Raw genomic sequence first — 17,776 nt, forward strand, 5'->3', positions numbered from 1 at the left:
CCCTCACCCGCTCAAGGAACTGATCGGCGGCTGAGCGCCAACTGCACTCAAGCAGAGATGCAGGACAGATGTTCGAACCGACTCGTGAGGGGGATGGATGGGTCCGACAGAGACAGCGAGCCCCAAGGCTCCACCCGATACCAGTGACGATCGCGCCATCGACCACGACCGCGCGTTGATCGAGGCCGCGGTGGCCGCCACTGTGATGCGGAACCGGTCCCAGGCGCAGATGCTCGACGCGATGGCCTGCTTCCACACCAGGCGCGTGGCGGAGGTGGAGGCACGAGCGTCGGCTGGCGGCTCCTCGTCGGAACTGCCGGGCTACTTCCGGCTGACACCGTTGCAGGCCACCAAGGCCGAGTTCGGGCCGCTCCTCGCGCTGTCCGACATGTGGATCGAGGTCGACATCGACCTGACCAACGACCTGAAGCACTGGCTGCCCCAGCTGTGGGGGCGATGCCTGAGCGGCCGGTTGGACATCAGCCGCGCGCAGGTGGTGCACGCCCAGCTCGGCAACCTCACCAGCGACGAGGACAAGGCCGCCTACTGCGAGCTGGTCCAGGACTGGCTGGACCGCAACGACGACCCGGACGCGCCGGTGTTCCCGATGAAGCGATACCAGGTGCAGCGCGCGGTGCGCCGGATCTGCCTGAAGTTCCCGCAGAAGAGCGAGGACGAGTCATACGCCGAGGCGTTCAAGAAGCGGCGGGTCAGCATCCGCGACGGCGAGCACGGCATGTCCACGCTCGTGGCCACGATGGCAGCGCACGAGGCAATGCTGGTGGACTACCGGCTCACGCTCATCGCGAAGAGGCGTCGTGAGGAGCCTGGTGAGACTCGCACCCTCGAGCAGCTCAGGGACGACACGCTCGTCGACCTGGCACTCGGCCGGATCGCCGTGTCGGCGTCGGACGCTCAGCTCGAGGATCCCGACGACGCGGGTCCCGCTGTCGGCGAAATGGTCAAGCAGCGCGACCTGGTCGGGCAGTGGGCTCGGCCCGTGATCTCCGTGATCGTGCCGCTGACCTCGCTCATCGAGGTCAGCGACGAGCCGGCCTTGCTCGGGGGCAGCCCGATCCCCGCCGACCTGGCCCGCCAGATCGCGGCCGACCCCAACGCGATGGTCTACCGCATGCTGGTGGATCCGGAGCGAGGGTTCCGGGAGCTGTCGGTCGACAGCTACACACCGACCGCCGCTATACGGCGGGAGGTGGCGGCCAGAGATCCCGAGTGTGTCTTCCCCGGCTGCACGCGGCCGGCGACGATCTGCGAGTGCGACCACCGGGAGCCGCATCCGGTCGGGCCCACGTGCACGAGCAACCTGCAGCCGCTGTGCGAGCACCACCACACCGTCAAGCACTCCGAAGGGTTCACCGTCGTGCGCAACGACGACGGGTCCTACACCTGGACCAGCAGGTTCGGTTCCGTCTTCCGCAAGCCGGCGCCGGACTACCCGGCGGTCGCGTGGCCCGTGCCGGACGAGCCGCCCGCCTGGTGGTTCGAGGAGGCCGACGAACCGTGCGTCGACGACGAGTGGCCCGACACCGTCCGGGAGCTCGTCGAGCAGCTGTCGCGCGAGACCCACGACCGGGAGCTCGCGGTAGCGGGTGCGCGGTAGGGCACTCGAGAAGACCCCCGTCGACCTCCTTGTGGTTGCCTGATCGGATCGGACCGCGATGATCGGGTGCGCGCCATGCGTCGTCGGTCAGGGTAGGCCGTGAAAGGGGGCCGCATGATCGGAGTGCTCAACCGGCTGGTCGAGCTCGTCGAGGAACGACTCACCGACGAGCTGGACGTCGGCGCGCTCGCGGGGAGCCTCGGCTCGACGGAGTACCACGTCCGCCGGATGTTCTCCTCGCTGGCCGGGATGCCACTGTCGGAGTACGTCCGGCGTCGGCGGATGACCGTCGCTGCGGCCGACGTGGTCGCCGGCGGCGGCGACCTTCTGAGCATCGCGGTGCGCTACGGCTACGGCTCCACCGAGGCGTTCGGCCGCGCCTTCCGGGCGGTCCACGGCATCGGACTCGGCGACGCGCGCCGGGACGGCGGCCCCCTTCGGACACAACCGCAGCTCAGGTTCCGCCTGACCGTCGAAGGGAGCACCCCGATGGACGCCCGCATCGTCGAACGGCCCGCATTCCGCCTCGTCGGCCACGCCACCCGCGTGCCGCTGATCCACGAAGGCATCAACCCGCACATCCAGGCGCACGTCACCTCGATCCCTGCCGAGGAGCATTTTCGGCTCAAGGAGCTCAGCAACACCGAGCCCGCCGGACTGCTTCAGGTGAGCGACGGCGTGGACCCGGACGCGACGGAGGGCAGCGAGCTCACCTACCTGCACGGCGTTGCGGTCAGCGACCACACTCCGGTGCCCGACGACCTCGACGCGATCGACGTCGCGGCCGGCACCTGGGCGGCGTTCCGGTCCTCGGGTGCCTACCCGGCCGCGCTGCAGGAGACCTGGGCCGCCACCGCGACCGATTGGTTCCCGTCCAACCCGTGGCAGCTGCGCCCCGGCCCCTCGGTCGTGGCGGTGATCGACCGGGCGGAGGACTTCAGTACGGCGACCTGCGAGCTCTGGCTGCCCGTCGAACGAGCGGTCTAGGGCGGGGCGTGTCGTCTGGCATGTGGTCCGCCGACGTGATGCCAACTGGGTCTGCCCGACGAGCCAGCATTCGCGACTGGACGTCCCGCTCCTGCTCGCTTGTCGCGGAGTCGTTGCCATCCATGCCCACTAGCCAGACGAGTCCTCGACCGTGCGCCAGGGCGACGGAGTCGCCGCCGCGGTCGCGGACCAGCGCGACGGCATACGTGAGCCGATCGCCCGCCTGCCTCTGGGCCCAGTCGATCACCTGGAGGACGTCGGCGCCGGTGACGTCGTACGTCGCTGTCGACCCGCGCGTCGAGTCGGCACCGCTGCCGTGCAGGTACACCCGGAACCTGGGGTCGGAGTCCTCCCAGGCGCTGTCCCGCTCGTCGACCTCGACGATCCGCACCGTGCTCATGCACCCATGCTCGCTGGGCTGCGGCTATGAGCCAACTCATTTCCGATCCCGTCTGCAGGTCGCCCCGAGGCGTAGGAAGGAGGTATGGGTGAGACCGCGACGCGGAAGATCAGAAGGGCGACGGCGCTCAGCGAGATGTCGATCCTGGAGGAGGAGGGCCAGCACGGATACCACCTCGTGGACTTCGGCGTCCTCCGGCTCGAACTCGAACCGTCCGACCACCCCTGGCAACACCTGCGGCTGGTGCTGCCCTCGCCGGACGCCCTGGCCGCACTGCAGGAGGCCGGCTGGCGAGTCGTCGGCAGCTGGACCGTCTTCACCTACCTGAAGCGGCCGACGTCGAAGACTCACCCCGGCTGACGGGTCGACCGTTTGCCACCTTGCCCCGGTTGGTCACCTTCCGCCCGTTTCGACACTTCGACGTTTCGTAAATTCTCGGACGACTCACCGCGCGCGGGGTTGTGGGGGCATTCGACCCATTCCTAGTGTCGGGACCTTGTTGGGGGCTGGCGACGCGGGGGCGCCGCCGAAATCAGAAGCCGGCTGGGGAGCCGGAGGTGGGGGTTGATCACATGGTGCGAACCATGTTGCGAAGCATGCCGGTGTGGCGGCTCGCGTTCGTCGTACTGATAGCCGTGTTCCTGGTCGGGATGTCGCTCCCGGCGCAGGCGAAGCCCGGCAACGGCCAGGGCAACGACCAGGGCATCGGCCAGGGCAACAGCCAGGGTGCGTCGGGCAAGTCCGACCAGGCGCCGGGCCAGGCCAAGAAGGCCGAGCCGGAGGGCGCTGTCGCGCCGCAGGAGTCCGCGGACGCTGCGCCCGGGAAGTCCGACCAGGCACCAGGCCAGCAGAAGAAGGCCGAGTCGCAGAGCCAGGGGTCGTCTCCGGGCAAGGGCAAGTCCGACCACTCCGAGGGCAACGCCTCGACGCAGGGCCCGCACGACGAACCGCAGCCGGCGAGCACCGCGGACAAGAATGACGGTGGGGCGAACGCCGGTGACTGTGCCGAGGGTCCGAAGCACGCGTACTGCTCGACCCGGGACGGGTCGGCCTCGAAGAACGGCAACGGCAACGGCAAGGCGAAGGGCAAGCCGTGCGCCGGCTGTGTCGGCAAGGCCGACAACAAGAACCCCAAGGGTCAGTACCCGAACGGCAGCGACCACAACGCCGGCTACGAGTGCGACCGCAACAATGGCATCGGCAAGTCCAACCCGGCACACACCGGCTGTACGACGGGCAACCCGTCGACGCCGCCGGTCGAGCCGCCCGCCCCGAATCCTGAGGAACCCGAGAAGCCGGAGAAGCCCGGCAAGCCGGAGAAGCCGACGCCCCCGGTGACGCCACCCGTGACGCCCCCAGGACAGCCGAGCACGCCCCCGGGTCCTCCGCCGGGCCCGCCGGGCACCCCCGGGAACCCGTGCCCGGAGGACATGCAGCGTGAGGACGGCCGCTGCGTCCCGCCGGTCGACGTGATCGAGGTCGAGCCGCCGGCGAACGAGGACGCCGACGAGGACGTGGTCGTCGCCGCACCGACCGGCTCCGGCAAGCCCCCGACGACGGAACCCGAGGTGCTCGGCGTCGAGGCAGAGCGGCAGTCGCCCGCCGTCGTCGCGGCGCCCGCCGAGGCGCAGGGACTGCCCTCGCGCGGCATCCTGCCCTGGACCGGTGCCGCCGGCGGCGTCGTCACCTCGGCGCTGGGCGGGATCACGCTGCTCGCCGCGGGGGTCCTGCTCCTCGCGGCGCGACGCCGCACCGTTTGACAGGCGAGGACCCCGGCTCCTCCGGACGTCATCGTCACAGGGGAGCCGGGGTTGCGCTCAGTGCGAGCGCGTCAGCGCGGAGCCATCCGCAGAGCGCCGTCCATCCGAATGACCTCGCCGTTGAGGTAGTCGTGGTCGATGATCGCCAGTGCCAGCTGGGCGTACTCGTCGGGGCGTGCCAGCCGCTGCGGGAACGGCACGCCCGCGGCGAGACCGGCCCGGAACTCCTCCGACACGGTGGCCAGCATCGGCGTCTCAACGAGGCCCGGGGCGATGGTGCAGACCCGGATGCCGTACTGCGCGAGGTCGCGCGCGGCGGGCAGGGTGAGGCCGACGACACCGCCCTTGGACGAGGCGTACGCCGCCTGGCCGACCTGACCGTCGTACGCCGCGATGCTGGCGGTGTTGACGATGACGCCGCGCTGGCCGTGCTCGAACGCGTCGGCCTTGGCGATCTCCTCCGAGGCCAGAGCAAGCACGTTGAACGTGCCGATCAGGTTGACCTGGACGATCTTGGCGTACAACGCGAGGTCGTGGACGCCCTTCTTCCCGAGGATCCGCATCGACGGACCGATGCCCGCGCAGTTGACGACCGTGCGCAGGGGTACGCCGGAGCCGGCCGCCTGCGCGACGCCCGCGCGGACCTGCTCCTCGTCGGTGACGTCGACCGCGACGTACTCGACGCCGTCCACCGCGGGAGCGTTCCCGACCGAGGTGGGCAGGTCGAACGCGAACACCTTCGCGCCCTGCTTGGCCAGGGCTTCGGCCGTCGCGGCGCCGAGGCCGGAGGCACCTCCGGTGACGATCGCGGCGGTGTTGTCGAGCTTCATCTGGTTGTGCTCCTGTGTCGTCAGTTGGTGCGGGCGACGGTGATCGCGCCCTTGTTCTCGCGGTCGAGGTGACGTCCGATCACCATCCGCTGGATCTGGTTGGTGCCCTCGAAGATCTGCATGACCTTGGCCTCGCGCATGTAGCGCTCGACCGGGAAGTCGCGGGTGTAGCCGTAGCCGCCGAGCACCTGCACGGCGTCGGTGGTGACCTTCATGGCGCTGTCGGTCGCGACCATCTTCGCGATGCTCGCCTCCTTGCTGAACGGCAGCCCCTGGTCCTTGCGCCGGGCGGCGGCCAGCACGGTGGCCCGGGCGGACTCGACGGCGGCGGCCATGTCGGCAAGTACGAACGCCAGGCCCTGGTGGTCGATGATTCGCTTGCCGAACGTCTCGCGCTCCTTGGCGTAGGCGATCGCGTGGTCCAGCGCCCCCTGCGCCAGCCCCGTCGCCACCGCGGCGATGCCGAGCCGGCCCGAGTCGAGTCCCTCGAGCGCGATCCGCAGCCCCTCGCCCTCCTCGCCGAGACGTCGCTCGACGGGGATCCGCACGTCGTCGAAGCGCATCGTGGCGGTGGCGGACCCGGTGAGGCCCATCTTCCGCTCCGGCGGGTCGGCGACCAGGCCCGGCGTGCCCGCCGGGACCAGGAACGTCGAGATCCCGCGGCTGCCCTCGCCGGTGCGGGCCATCACCTTGTAGAAGTCCGCCTGACCGCCGTGCGTGGTCCAGGCCTTCGCGCCGTTGATGACGTACTCGTCGCCCTCGCGGCGGGCGGTGGTCCGCATCGCCGCCGGGTCGGAGCCGGCGTGCGCCTCGGACAGGCAGTACGCGCCGAGCTGCTCGCCGCTCAGCATCTCCGGGAGCCAGCGCTGCTTCTGCTCCTCGGTGCCCTTGGAGAACAGCCCGAAGCAGGAGAGCGCGTGCACCGAGACGCCGACACCGACGCTGGACCATACCGCCCCGATCTCCTCGAGCACCTGGAGGTACACCTCGTAGGGCTGGCCACCGCCGCCGTACTCCTCCGGGTAGGGCAGCGAGAGCAGCCCCGCGCGGCCGAGGATCCGGAACACCTCCCGCGGGAAGGTCTCGGTCGCCTCCGCCTGGGCGACCGCCGGCGCGAGCTCCTTCTCCACGAGCTCGCGGGTGAGCGCGATCAGGTCCGCGGCCTCGGCCGTCGGCATGACGCGGGTGGCTGGCATGGGCTCTCCTCGGGCTGGGTTCTGGGGGTCTCGGGGTCTCGGGGTCTCGGGGTCTCGACAAGCTCGACCACCGGGTCCGACCACCGGGGGCCGAAATGATACTGATGCTGACACGAGAGTACTGTTGTGAGTACGATCACGCCACCAGCACCCCACACCCCGGGAGGGACCCATGACCCCGGACGAGCGCGTCTCCGAGCTCCTCGCGACCTTCGACCGCCCCGACCTCAGCCTCGCCGAGCTGCTGTGCGACCGGCACCCGGCCGACGCGACCGCGTTCACGATCATCCAGAGCGACCTCTCCTCGGTCGACCTGACCTACGGCGAGCTCGCGGAGCGGTCCCAGCGGTTCGCCGCCGGGCTCGCCGAGCTGGGGGTGCGTCCCGGCGACCGGGTCGCCACCCTGATGGGCAAGTCCCTCGACTACGTGGTGACCGTGCTCGGGCTGTGGCGCGCCGGTGCGGTGCACGTGCCCCTGTTCACGGCGTTCGCGCCGCCCGCCATCGCGCTCCGGCTCGAGGGGGCCGACGCGAAGGTCGTCGTCTGCGACCCGGCTCAGCGGGCCAAGCTCGATCCGGGCGAGGACATCCCCGCGGACGCCGGCTGGCAGGTGGTCACCCCGGACCAGGTCCCGGCCGCCGAGGCGAGCGCCGCGCCCGTCGTACGCGCGTCCGGGTCGACCGAGTTCGTGCGCCTGTTCACCTCCGGCACGACGGGCACCCCGAAGGGTGTCCCGATCCCGGTGCGGGCGATCGCCTCGTTCGTGACCTACCTCGACTACGGCCTGTACGTCACCGAGGACGACGTGTTCTGGAACGCCGCCGACCCCGGCTGGGCCTACGGCCTGTACTACGCGATCATCGCGCCGATGGCCGCCGGGCGCCGTTCGCTGCTCCTGCAGGCGGGCTTCTCCACCGAGCTGACCTGGCAGGTGCTCGAGAGGTTCGGCGTCACCAACCTCGCTGCGGCGCCGACGGTGTTCCGCTCGCTGCGCAGTGCCGGCGGTCCGGTCCCCGAGGGCCTGAAGGTACGCCGGATTACCTCGGCCGGCGAGCCGCTGAACCCGGAGATGGTGTCCTGGGCGACCCAGACGCTCGGTGTCGCGATCCACGACACCTACGGCCAGACCGAGCTCGGCATGTGTGTCGTGAACGGCTGGCACCCGGACGTGAAGGCGCCGGTCAAGGAGGGCTCGATGGGCCGCCCGCAGCCGGGCTGGTCGATGGCGATCCTGAAGAACCTCTCCGACGAGGTCGCCGAGCCCGGTGAGCTGGGCCGGGTCGCGGTCGACCTCGCGCACAGCCCCGGCATGTGGTTCACCGGTTACGTCGACGCCCCGGAGAAGACCGCGGAGCGGTTCAGCCCGGACGGCCGCTGGTACGTCACCGGTGACGCGGGATCCATGGACGAGGACGGCTACATCTTCTTCTCCGCCCGCGACGACGACGTGATCATCATGGCCGGCTACCGGATCGGCCCGTTCGAGGTCGAGTCGGTCCTCGTCGCCGATCCCTCGGTCGCGGAGGCGGCTGTCGTCGGGATGCCCGACGAGCTCCGTGGCGAGGTGATCGAGGCGTTCGTCGTACTCGCTCCCGGGGTGGAGGCCTCCGACGACCTCGCCGAGTCGCTCAAGCAGCGCGTCAAGAAGAAGCTCGCCGCGCACGCCTACCCGCGCACCGTCCACTTCGTCGAGGAGCTGCCGAAGACGCCGAGCGGCAAGATCCAGCGGTTCGTGCTGCGCGAGCGCGCGAACGCGTGACCGCGCGCCGTCGCACCGCCCGGCAGGTCGACCTGCTCGACCGGCTCGTCCGCCTGATGGCGAGCGAGGGCTTCTCGCAGTTCACCCTCGACGACCTCGCCGAGCGGCTGCGGTGCTCCAAGACAACGCTCTACGCGCTTGCCCCGACCAAGCAGGAGCTGGTGGTCGAGGTGGTCAAGCAGTACTTCCGGGCAGCGGTGCCGGCCGTGGAGGCGCAGGTCTCCGCGGTTGAGGGTCCGGCGGAGCGCGTCGAGGCCTACCTCGCCGCGGTGGCCGACTACCTCCAGCCGCTGTCGCGCGCGTTCATGGACGACCTGTCCTCGTTCGAGCCCGCGGCGGCGGTGTACCGGCAGAACACCGCCGCGGCCGCCGCCCGGATCAGGGAGCTGATCGCCGAGGGCGTCGAGGCCGGTGCGTTCCGCAAGGTGCACGCGGCGTTCGTCGGCGAGATCGTCGCCGTGGCGATGTTCGAGATCCAGCGCGGTGAGATGTTCGCGCGGCTGGAGATGAGCGACGCGGAGGCGTACGCCGAGCTCGCCTCGCTGGTGGTGCACGCGTTATCGACCTAGTCATCCCTCCAGCAGCGTGGCCCGAAGTCTCTCGGACAGCTTGCAGCGAAGGCATGGTTTCCCTCCGTCAGACTTCGCGGAATCCTGGTCGAGGAGCACAGCCTCAGAGCGTTCATCCTGTCTGCGACAGCCTGCAGGGCGTTCAGGCTGTTGATCGTCCCCAATCGCGCGCCATCGTGCATGGTGATGACCTTCCCGGCGCTCATCTCTTCGGTCACAACCTTGACGATCTCTCCGGTCGTCACGCCGGACTCTGTGTCCCGACTGTCGATGACGCGCCCGTCTGCGACGTCGCTGAACGGCATCACCAACTGAAGTCCCAGCTGCCGAGCTGCGCGTTTCGACGTGTCGGCGATCAGTCCATACGGCGGGCGGTAGTAGATAGGACGAGGGGCGCCAGCGGCAACTATCGCTTCGTTTGCCTCGGCCAGTTCCTCGTACGCTCTGTCGTGGGTGTCGGCCGACGATCCCGCTGCTGCACGGACGGTGAGCGCGGTGTGAGCGTAGGTGTGGTTCTGGACGCTGTGCCCCTCGCGGACTTCTCGCACGACCACCTCGGGCCGTTCCTGGACGCGCCGGCCGACCACGAAGAAGGTAGCCCGTAGATTCAACAACTTGAGACGATCAAGCAACAACGGCGTATTCACGAACGGGCCGTCATCGAAGGTGAGGTACACGTAGCCGCCCGAACAGTCACTGCTGACCGGACGCGGGTGTGGCAGCGGAGATACAGCGCCCGAGTCGGGCATAAGTCGGCTGTCGGCGGAGGCAGTCAAGAGTGCGGGTACACCCAGGTAGACGATGATCGCCGAAGGCATGCACACCAGCACGACCGCCAAGCCCGACCGGATCCGGTCGCGCCGGGTCGGGCCACGCGCGCGAGGCCGGGCACCTCTCACCTCGTCATGCGGCATCACGACACACCTCGGAACTTGTTGCTCCGGACATGCCCTCCTCCCGGCGTGCTGGGCTCTTCCAGGCACCCGTCGAACGCGTCGTCCACGCCAAGGGCAGGGTCGCCAGCACAAGTGCAGCGTCGATGACGCGAAGGGCAGGGAACCCCAGCGCGTAGGCGGCATACTGCGGGCGCTGGAGTGCGACAGCCACGATCGTCCCGATCACCAGCTCAGGAAGCACGACGATCAGAAGCAGCATGGCAACGGTGTAGCGCTCCAGCAGCCATCCGAGCGGTCCGCCCACCGCCGCTGCCAGGTCCGTTCCCGAGAGCACACCTGTTGCCGCGGCCAACGGCAGTAAGACAGAGGCCAGGACCACGAGGCAGTACAGGATGAGCTCAAGGATGCACACGCCTAGCGTGATCCAGAAGAAGCCGAGGCGTAGCACGCCATGCCGGCGGACCGTCTGCCACAGGACCAAGGCCCATCTCTTCACCTGGTGGAAGTAGTCGGAGAAGGTCACTGGATCCTGTGTGTAGGCGACTGCGGCGGATGGGTGAAATGCGATGCGGCCGAGCCTCAGACGGTGCACCTCGAAGGTCATGTTGAGGTCCTCGACCACGAGACCAGGGGCGGCTACGTCGATGTGCCGAAGGGCGGATGTGCGGTACATGCTGGCGAAACCGGGTACGACGAGCACAGCGTTGGCGCGGCGCCAGGCCTGCCCGAACTTCAAGAACGTCTGCCCCCAGAAGTACACACGCTCGCGATACGCAAGCAGCAGTCTCCCGAATGCGCCCACTTTCTGCCCGGGCCAGATGGTCCGGGCAGCGCCGCAGACTACTGCGACCTCCGGGTCATCGAACATCTCGAGACCGCTCCGCGCGTAGTCATCACTCAGCACAGTGTCGGCGTCCAGCAACAGCACGGCCTGATAGTTGTCGCACAGTTCGAAGTCCCGGACCGCCGCCGCGATCGCACCGCCCTTACCGCGGTTCGGCTGAAGTTCGAGCACGTTGGCTCCCATGGCTCCGGCGACGGAGCTGGTGGCATCGTGGGACCCGTCCGAGACTACGTAGATGTTAGCCAGCGGGAACTGTCGGGCGGCTGATGCGATGGTCCGCTCGATCACCAGCTCCTCGTTATGTGCAGCGACGAGCACAGCGACCTGCTCAACTGCGATCCGCCCACGGCTCCTCGCATCGGAGACCCGGCTGCGCCTGCGGTCGTCGACCAAGCGTGCTGCTCCTAGACAGAGACACAGCGACGGGTAGATGCCGACCGTCGTGATCGCGATAAGCGCCAGCCATAGCATGGGCCGGGCCCCGCTACGCCGAGAGATCTGCCGCGACGGCATCGATGATGTCATCGAGGCGACGGGCAGGTTCGAAACCGACGAGCTTCCGGGCCCGTTCGCAGTTCGGAATTCGGCGTTCCATATCCTCGAACCCGTCGCCATAGACCTCGTAGTACGGCAGGTGCACCACTGAGCTGTGAGAGCCCGTGCGTCCGATCACTCGCTCAGCAAGTTCCTGGATGCTCACCTGCTCGGTGCTGCCCAGGTTGAACACCGAGCCCACGGCGTCGGGGGAATCCATGAGTGCCACCAGCGCCGGGACAACGTCCTCGACGTGGCAGAAGCACCGAACCTGGTCACCCGAGCCGTAGACAGTGACCGGCTCCTCGCGGATCGCCTGCCTCACGAAGCGCGGCATCACCATCCCGTAACGGCCTGTCTGCCTGGGACCCACCGTGTTGAACAGCCGTACCGTGACCGCGCGCAAGCCATGGTGCATGACGTGCTGATGGACCAGAGCCTCGTCGAGCGCCTTGGCTTCGGCGTACGACCAACGACTGAGTTGCGGCGAGCCGATGATGCGGTCGTCGTCCTCGCGCAGGCCCGGTGCCGTGTTCTTGCCGTACACCTCGCTTGTGGACGCCAGAAGCAGTGCGGCGCTATGACGCGTCGCCGCCTCCACTATCACTTCCGTACCTCGCACGTTCACCCGCATGCTGTCCAGCGTGTCGTTCTGAATGCGGAAGACTCCGACTGCGGCGGCGAGGTGGAAAACGCGGTCGACCTCGGCGACAAGACGGTCCACGAGCTCCGTGTCCACGATGCTTCCGCGGACGAGATGGACGGAATCGTCTCCATGCCGGTCGAGGTTGGAGAGCCGTCCCGTGCTCAGGTCGTCCAATACGATGACCCGCTCCCCACAGTCGACGAGATGGTCGACCAGGTGGGAGCCGATGAACCCGGCGCCGCCGGTGATAAGTGTCGTCATGCTAGTTCCAGGGTGTGAGTGTTGGCGGTCGGAAGGTCACGGCACGAACGTGCGGCGCGTCTGCGGAAGTCGATAGGTCGCGTCGAGGATCGGAGTTTGGGTAGGCAGGGCCACACCCGTGGCCGAGTGGAGACAGCACACGACGACGAGGTCAGCGTCGCAGCCTGCCACCGACGCCGGGTCCACCGAGGGGTAGGTCTTGTCTGCCACCTTCACGGTCCCGACCACAGGATCGTGAATGAGAACGCTGACGCCGCGACGTTCCAAGCCGGCGATGACCTGCAACGCTGGTGACTCCCGGGTGTCTGCTACGTCTGGCTTGTACGCGACGCCAACGACCAGCACGCGCGATCCTGCGGGCGTTTTCCCAGCCTCTGCAAGGATCTCAACGGCCCGGGCGACGATCCTGGCCGGCCGTTCGGAGATGCTCTGCATCGCAGAGGCAATCAGTGGTGGATGAACGTGCTCGCGTCTGAGCTGCCAAAGCAGGTAGTGAGGATCGCACGGAATGCAGTGCCCGCCCACCCCCGGGCCGGGGTAGAAGGGCATGAACCCGTATGGCTTCGTGGCCGCTGCCTCGATCACCTCGACCGCGTCCAGCTGTAGGTGACGAGCGACATCGGAAAACTCGTTGGCCAGCGAGATGTTGACCGCCCGGAACGTGTTCTCCAGCAGCTTTACCAACTCTGCGGCTTCCATCGACGAGACCACGTGTACGTCTCGAACGGTCCTCGAGAGGAAGCGCGCCGCGCTCAGCACGCAGGCCGGAGTCGCGCCGCCGACAACGCGCGGAACGTCGTAGTGGTCGAGACCATCGCTGCCGGGATTGATGCGTTCTGGCGAGAAGGCCACATGCACGTTGGCGCCGGCTTCGAGACCGCGATGCCGCAGCGGCTCTACCAGCAACTCTCGGGTGCACCCGACGTAGCTGGTTGAGGTCAGCACGAGAGTCTGGCCAGGTCGAGCATGCTTCACGACACTGGCGCACGCCGTTTGCAGCATCGTCAGGTCGGGTGTCAGCGAGGCGTCGACGGGTGTGGGAACGCACACGATCACGGCATCGGCTTCGCCGATGGCGGCTTCATCAGAGGTCACTGCAAAGCGATCCCGTGCGTGCCGCGCTTGCCGCAGCAACGCCATGTCGCCAGGGAGCAGGTCAGGGATGCCGCTGCGGACAGCGGCCAGCCGGTCCCCGGAAACGTCGATGCCGACGACGGCGGTGCCGGCCTGGAAGAGGGCAAGCGCCGTCGGCAAACCGACATAGCCGAGCCCGACCACGGCCACACGACCTGTCGGTGCGACCTCGACGACTGTCTGAGTAGAGCGCTGGTCAATGGTGGTCACAGGACTCCCCCGTCCGTGTGGATGGTGGTATCGGCCGACTGTTCGAACGATTCACTGACCGGTGCACGCATGGTCCGGAAGAGACCGACACCGGTTAACCGCGACGGTAAATCGACATCGCGGAAGACGGAGCCGGCTTCTGTGAGAGCACGACCCCCGTTCCAGTCCGCAAGGTGCGGTTTTCGCAAACTGTGCAGTTCGGAGTCGCCTGCCCTGCTCATCCCCAGTCGCCCGGGAACAAATTTGGACATGTACGCCCCGCGCTGGTAGCCGAGCGGTCCGGCCAGAGGCGCAAACCGGGCAAGCCGCCGAGGTTGGTCAGAGGATGTCGTCGTCCCGCGTTTGCGGGACGTGACATGAGGCGGCCGTCACCCGGTCACCGCGCTGTCGACACGTGCTCTCGAACTGGTCAGGACTCCAGCAGCGCGCGCCGCAGCCCGTCGAGGAGCTCGCCGCCGACGCCGTGCGCGGTGAGGTAGCCGGCCGCGCCGCCGTACTCCGCCTCCAGGTGGGCCAGGAACAGCTCCATCGTCCGCGGCTCGGCGGTCAGCGACTCCTCCGGCAGCGCGGCGAGGCGCTCCTTGTACGCCGGCAGCGTGCGCAGCTGGTCGAGCATCGCGTCGAGGTCCTCGCGGGTGCGGGCGTAGTCGGCGACGATCTCGTCGTGCACCACACCCGCCGCGGACAGCAGCACCGCGACCGCGACGCCGGTGCGGTCCTTGCCGGCCGAGCAGTGCACGAGCATCGCCGCGCTGTCCGGGTCCGCGGCGAGCGACGCGATCCGCGTGATCGAGTCGGCGGAGTGGCGCAGGTAGCGCGCGTAGTGCGCCGCCACCGCCTCGTGCCGGTCGACCGGGTCGGTGTGGTGCGCCCACTCGCCTCCGGCGCGCAACGGCAGGTGCACCGCCTGGTGGGGCAGCGAGGAGACGTGCTCGTTGGGCAGCTCCTCGATCTCCACCTCCGAGCGCAGATCCACGCGCGTGCGGACCCCCAGCTCCTCGACGAGCGCATGCGCCTGGGGAGCGTCGAGGAAGAACGGCGTCGCGCTCCGCAGCAGGACCCCGTTGCGCACCCGGCGACCGTCACCGGTCCGCAGGCCTCCGACGTCGCGCAGGTTGCGCAGGTCCGGCAGCCGCGGATGGTTCACGCGTCGCCGGCCGCGATGTCGGCGTGCTGCTCGCGCAGCTGGCGCTTGAGGATCTTCCCGCTCGGGTTCTTCGGCAGGGCGTCGGCGATCACCACGTGCTTGGGCGTCTTGTAGCCGGCCAGGTGTTGCCGCGTGTGCTCGATGACGTCGGCCTCGGTGAGCGACGCCCCGGGCTTGGGTACGACGACCGCGGCGACCGCCTCGACCCAACGCGGGTGGCTCACGCCGAACACCGCGACCTCCGCGACCCCGTCGAGGGTGTAGATCGCCTCCTCGACCTCCCGGCTGGCGACGTTCTCGCCGCCGGTCTTGATCATGTCCTTCTTGCGGTCCACCACGGTCAGCCGGCCCTCGTCGTCGAGGTAGCCGAGGTCCCCGGAGTGGAACCAGCCGTTGCGGAACGCCTCCGCGGTCTTCTCCTCGTCGCGGTAGTAGCCGAGCATCGCGTGCGGGCTGCGGTGCACGATCTCGCCGACCTCGCCGGCGGGCAGCGGGTTGTCCTCGTCGTCGACCACGCGGGTCTCGACGTTCAGCGCCGCCCGGCCGGCGGACCCGGCGTGGCTGATCTGCTCGTCGGGACCGAGGATCGTCGCGAGCGGGGCCATCTCGGTCTGGCCGTAGAAGTTCCACAGCCGCACGTCGGGCAGCCGCTGCTGCATCTCGTTGAGGATCTCCACCGGCATCGGCGAGGCGCCGTAGTAGCCCTTGCGCAGCGACGACAGGTCGGTGCTGTCGAACTCCGGGCAGCGCAGCAGCGAGATCCACACCGTCGGCGGGGCGAACAGCTTGGTCACCCGCTCGGTCTCGATCGTGCGCAGCAGCGCCACCGGGTCCGGCGCGGGCAGGATGATGCTGGTCGCGCCGAGGAAGACGTCGACGTTGAGGAAGCAGTCGAGCTGGGCGGTGTGGTACAGCGGCAGCGCGTGCACCTCGACGTCGCCGGACTCCATCCCGCCGTCGACCACGCACGAGACGTACTGCCACATCAGCGAGCGGCTGGAGTGGAGCGCGCCCTTCGGACGGGACTCGGTGCCGGAGGTGTACATCATCCGCACCGGGTCGTCGTCCTCGAGCACCACCACCGGCGCCTCGCCGTCGTGCTCGAGCCAGACCTTCAGGTCCACCCACCCCTCGCGCTCGGCCGACGGCCGGATCACCGCGCGCGTGGTCACCGCGGTCGAGCCCGACGCGGCGATCGCGGCCTCGGCCACGTCGACCAGCCCGTCCTCGACCACGAACGCCGACGACCCGGAGTGGTCGAGGATGAACGCGATCTCGTCCGGGCCGAGCATGAAGTTGATCGGCACGAGGATGACGCCGAGCCGGGCGGTCGCGTAGTTGAGCACCGCGAACTCCCAGCAGTTGTGGGAGAGCAGGGCAAGCCGGTCGCCCTTGGTCATCCCCGCGGCAGCCAGCGCGGCCGTCGTACGCGCGATCACCGCCTCGAGCTCGGCGAAGGTGAGCCGCGTGCCCTCACGCCCCGTCGAGGGATCGACGAGCGCGAGCTTGTCGGGGAACCGGTTCGCCGTACGTCGGGGCACGTCCCCGAGCGACTGGGCGCGGGCCTGCGTGACGGGTGAGGTCATGTCGTCTCCTCGGGGGTCTCCTTGCTGGTGAACCGCAGCACGAGGTAGCCGGCGACCGCGGCGACCAGGCTGCCGACCAGGATGCCGAGCTTGGCGATCTCGACGACCTCGCCGTCGGTGAACGCCAGGTTGGCGATGAAGATCGCCACGGTGAACCCGATGCCGGCGGTCATCGCGACACCGAACAGGTGGCTCTTGGTCATCCCGGTCGGGAACCGGCCGAGGCCGACCTTCTCGGTCAGCCAGGCGGCCCCGAAGATGCCCAGCGTCTTGCCGAGGACCAGGCCGAGCGCGATGCCGAGCACCACCGGGTCGGTCAGCCACTCGGTCAACGGCACGTCGGGGTAGGGCACGCCCGCGTTGGCGAACGCGAACAGCGGCACGATCAGGAACGCCGACCACGGCGCGAGCCGGTTCTCCACCCGGTGCAGCGGCGACTGGGTCTCCAGGGTCAGCCGCCGGATCTCGCGCAGGGTGTGGTCGTTCTCCTCGTGCTCGTCCGCGGTCACGATGTCGTCGGCGTTGCGGACCACCACCTCGTTGACCAGCGGGATCGCGACCTCGGGATACCGGTTCGGCGGCAGCAGCGCGAACGCCGGGGTGATCAGGCCGAACGCCACGCCGATGATCGTGGCGTGCACGCCCGACTCGTGGAGGGCGTACCAGCCGACCACGCCGAGGACGATGTACGGCGCCATCGCCCGGATCCGCACCTTCTGGAAGAACAGCGCGACGGCGACGGTGGCCGCGGCACCCAGCAGCCACCACAGCTCGATGCCGGCGGTGTAGAAGATCGCGATCACCAGGATCGCGCCCAGGTCGTCGACGATCGCCAGCGTCAGCAGGAACAGCCGCGCCCCCAGCGGCACCCGGCTGCCGAGGGAGGCGAGCAGCGCCACCGCGAACGCGATGTCGGTGGCCATCGGGATGCCCCAGCCGTGCAGGTTGTCGGTGCCCGCGTTGAACGCGACGTAGATCAGGGCCGGCACCACCATGCCGCCCAGCGCCGCGACGATCGGCAGCGCCGCGGCCTTCGGGTCGCGCAGCTCGCCGAACACCATCTCCCGCTTGATCTCCAGGGAGACCAGCAGGAAGAACAGTGTCATCAGGCCGTCGTTGACGATTCCGTGCAGCGAGAGCGAGATGATGTGCAGGTCGCCGATGTCGAGGGCGACCTCGCTCTCCCAGAAGTGCTGGTAGGTGTCGAACCAGCCGGTGTTGGCGATGACCAGGGCCAGGATCGTGGCGAACAGGATCGCCATGGCGCTGCTGGTCTCGACCTGCATGAGGTTCTGGAGCGGTCGCACCACCCGCCTCGGCACGAACCGGTCGGTCGCCTGCCAGCTGTGCGCGACGACCTGGGGGCTCTTCTCCGTCGGGGTCTGCGGCACGTCTCTCC

At 68.9% G+C, this 17,776-nt stretch carries 16 protein-coding genes; 6 read left to right on the forward strand and 10 right to left on the reverse strand.

What is annotated here, in order from left to right; genetic code table 11:
• Nucleotides 1–97: 97 nt before the first annotated feature.
• Nucleotides 98–1,618, forward strand: a complete 1,521-nt coding sequence (locus ACYVIH_RS11290; protein ID WP_460869340.1) for an HNH endonuclease signature motif containing protein — start codon at nt 98–100, stop codon at nt 1,616–1,618.
• 114 nt (nt 1,619–1,732) lie between these two features.
• On the forward strand, nt 1,733–2,605 hold the full coding sequence (locus tag ACYVIH_RS11295) for an AraC family transcriptional regulator (RefSeq protein WP_460869342.1): 873 nt from the start codon (nt 1,733–1,735) through the stop codon (nt 2,603–2,605).
• Here ACYVIH_RS11295 and ACYVIH_RS11300 read toward each other — a convergent pair.
• Nucleotides 2,556–3,005 carry a hypothetical protein gene (locus ACYVIH_RS11300; protein WP_460869344.1) on the reverse strand — a complete coding sequence of 150 codons (450 nt, stop codon included), beginning with the start codon at nt 3,003–3,005 and terminating at the stop codon, nt 2,556–2,558. The two genes, ACYVIH_RS11295 and ACYVIH_RS11300, sit on opposite strands and share 50 nt — an antisense overlap.
• Nucleotides 3,006–3,089: 84 nt before the next feature.
• Here ACYVIH_RS11300 and ACYVIH_RS11305 point away from each other — a divergent pair, with 84 nt between their 5' ends.
• Both ACYVIH_RS11305 and ACYVIH_RS11310 read left to right on the forward strand, forming a co-directional pair.
• Nucleotides 3,090–3,365, forward strand: a complete 276-nt coding sequence (locus ACYVIH_RS11305) for a hypothetical protein (protein ID WP_460869345.1) — start codon at nt 3,090–3,092, stop codon at nt 3,363–3,365.
• 224 nt (nt 3,366–3,589) lie between these two features.
• The gene (locus tag ACYVIH_RS11310) at nt 3,590–4,765 is read left to right on the forward strand and encodes a hypothetical protein (RefSeq protein WP_460869347.1); all 1,176 of its coding nucleotides are present in this window, start codon (nt 3,590–3,592) and stop codon (nt 4,763–4,765) included.
• A 71-nt stretch (nt 4,766–4,836) separates the two neighbouring features.
• Here ACYVIH_RS11310 and ACYVIH_RS11315 read toward each other — a convergent pair whose 3' ends face one another.
• Entirely contained in the window at nt 4,837–5,595 is a 759-nt protein-coding gene (locus ACYVIH_RS11315; RefSeq protein WP_460869349.1) for an SDR family NAD(P)-dependent oxidoreductase, read from the reverse strand.
• A gap of 20 nt (nt 5,596–5,615) precedes the next feature.
• Nucleotides 5,616–6,791, reverse strand: coding sequence for an acyl-CoA dehydrogenase family protein (locus ACYVIH_RS11320; RefSeq protein ID WP_460869351.1), 1,176 nt, complete (start codon nt 6,789–6,791; stop codon nt 5,616–5,618).
• Between the two features lie 172 nt (nt 6,792–6,963).
• Here ACYVIH_RS11320 and ACYVIH_RS11325 point away from each other — a divergent pair, with 172 nt between their 5' ends.
• Both ACYVIH_RS11325 and ACYVIH_RS11330 read left to right on the forward strand, forming a co-directional pair.
• Nucleotides 6,964–8,550: an AMP-binding protein gene (locus ACYVIH_RS11325; protein WP_460869353.1), complete on the forward strand. Its 1,587-nt coding sequence runs from the start codon at nt 6,964–6,966 to the stop codon at nt 8,548–8,550.
• Nucleotides 8,547–9,119 (forward strand): TetR family transcriptional regulator, encoded by a 573-nt coding sequence (locus ACYVIH_RS11330; protein WP_460869354.1) that lies wholly within the window; start codon nt 8,547–8,549, stop codon nt 9,117–9,119. Before ACYVIH_RS11325 ends, ACYVIH_RS11330 begins: the two co-directional genes overlap by 4 nt.
• On the opposite strand, the gene ACYVIH_RS11335 is transcribed toward ACYVIH_RS11330, so the two are convergent.
• From ACYVIH_RS11335 to nhaA, 7 genes are all read right to left on the reverse strand, one after another.
• Nucleotides 9,116–10,033: a polysaccharide deacetylase family protein gene (locus tag ACYVIH_RS11335; protein ID WP_460869710.1), complete on the reverse strand. Its 918-nt coding sequence runs from the start codon at nt 10,031–10,033 to the stop codon at nt 9,116–9,118. The two genes, ACYVIH_RS11330 and ACYVIH_RS11335, sit on opposite strands and share 4 nt — an antisense overlap.
• Entirely contained in the window at nt 10,023–11,330 is a 1,308-nt protein-coding gene (locus ACYVIH_RS11340; RefSeq protein ID WP_460869356.1) for a glycosyltransferase family 2 protein, read from the reverse strand. The genes ACYVIH_RS11335 and ACYVIH_RS11340 overlap by 11 nt, the downstream gene beginning before the upstream one ends.
• 13 nt (nt 11,331–11,343) lie before the next feature.
• On the reverse strand, nt 11,344–12,300 hold the full coding sequence (locus tag ACYVIH_RS11345; protein WP_460869358.1) for an NAD-dependent epimerase/dehydratase family protein: 957 nt from the start codon (nt 12,298–12,300) through the stop codon (nt 11,344–11,346).
• A 36-nt stretch (nt 12,301–12,336) separates the two neighbouring features.
• Nucleotides 12,337–13,644, reverse strand: coding sequence for a nucleotide sugar dehydrogenase (locus tag ACYVIH_RS11350; protein WP_460869360.1), 1,308 nt, complete (start codon nt 13,642–13,644; stop codon nt 12,337–12,339).
• A 409-nt stretch (nt 13,645–14,053) separates the two neighbouring features.
• Nucleotides 14,054–14,791, reverse strand: coding sequence for a tyrosine-protein phosphatase (locus ACYVIH_RS11355; protein WP_460869362.1), 738 nt, complete (start codon nt 14,789–14,791; stop codon nt 14,054–14,056).
• Nucleotides 14,788–16,377, reverse strand: a complete 1,590-nt coding sequence (locus ACYVIH_RS11360; RefSeq protein ID WP_460869363.1) for an acyl-CoA synthetase — start codon at nt 16,375–16,377, stop codon at nt 14,788–14,790. The genes ACYVIH_RS11355 and ACYVIH_RS11360 overlap by 4 nt, the downstream gene beginning before the upstream one ends.
• On the reverse strand, nt 16,374–17,768 hold the full coding sequence (nhaA, locus tag ACYVIH_RS11365; protein WP_460869366.1) for a Na+/H+ antiporter NhaA: 1,395 nt from the start codon (nt 17,766–17,768) through the stop codon (nt 16,374–16,376). Before nhaA ends, ACYVIH_RS11360 begins: the two co-directional genes overlap by 4 nt.
• Between the last annotated feature and the right edge of the window lie 8 nt (nt 17,769–17,776).

It is taken from the genome of Nocardioides pakistanensis (genome assembly GCF_054781215.1).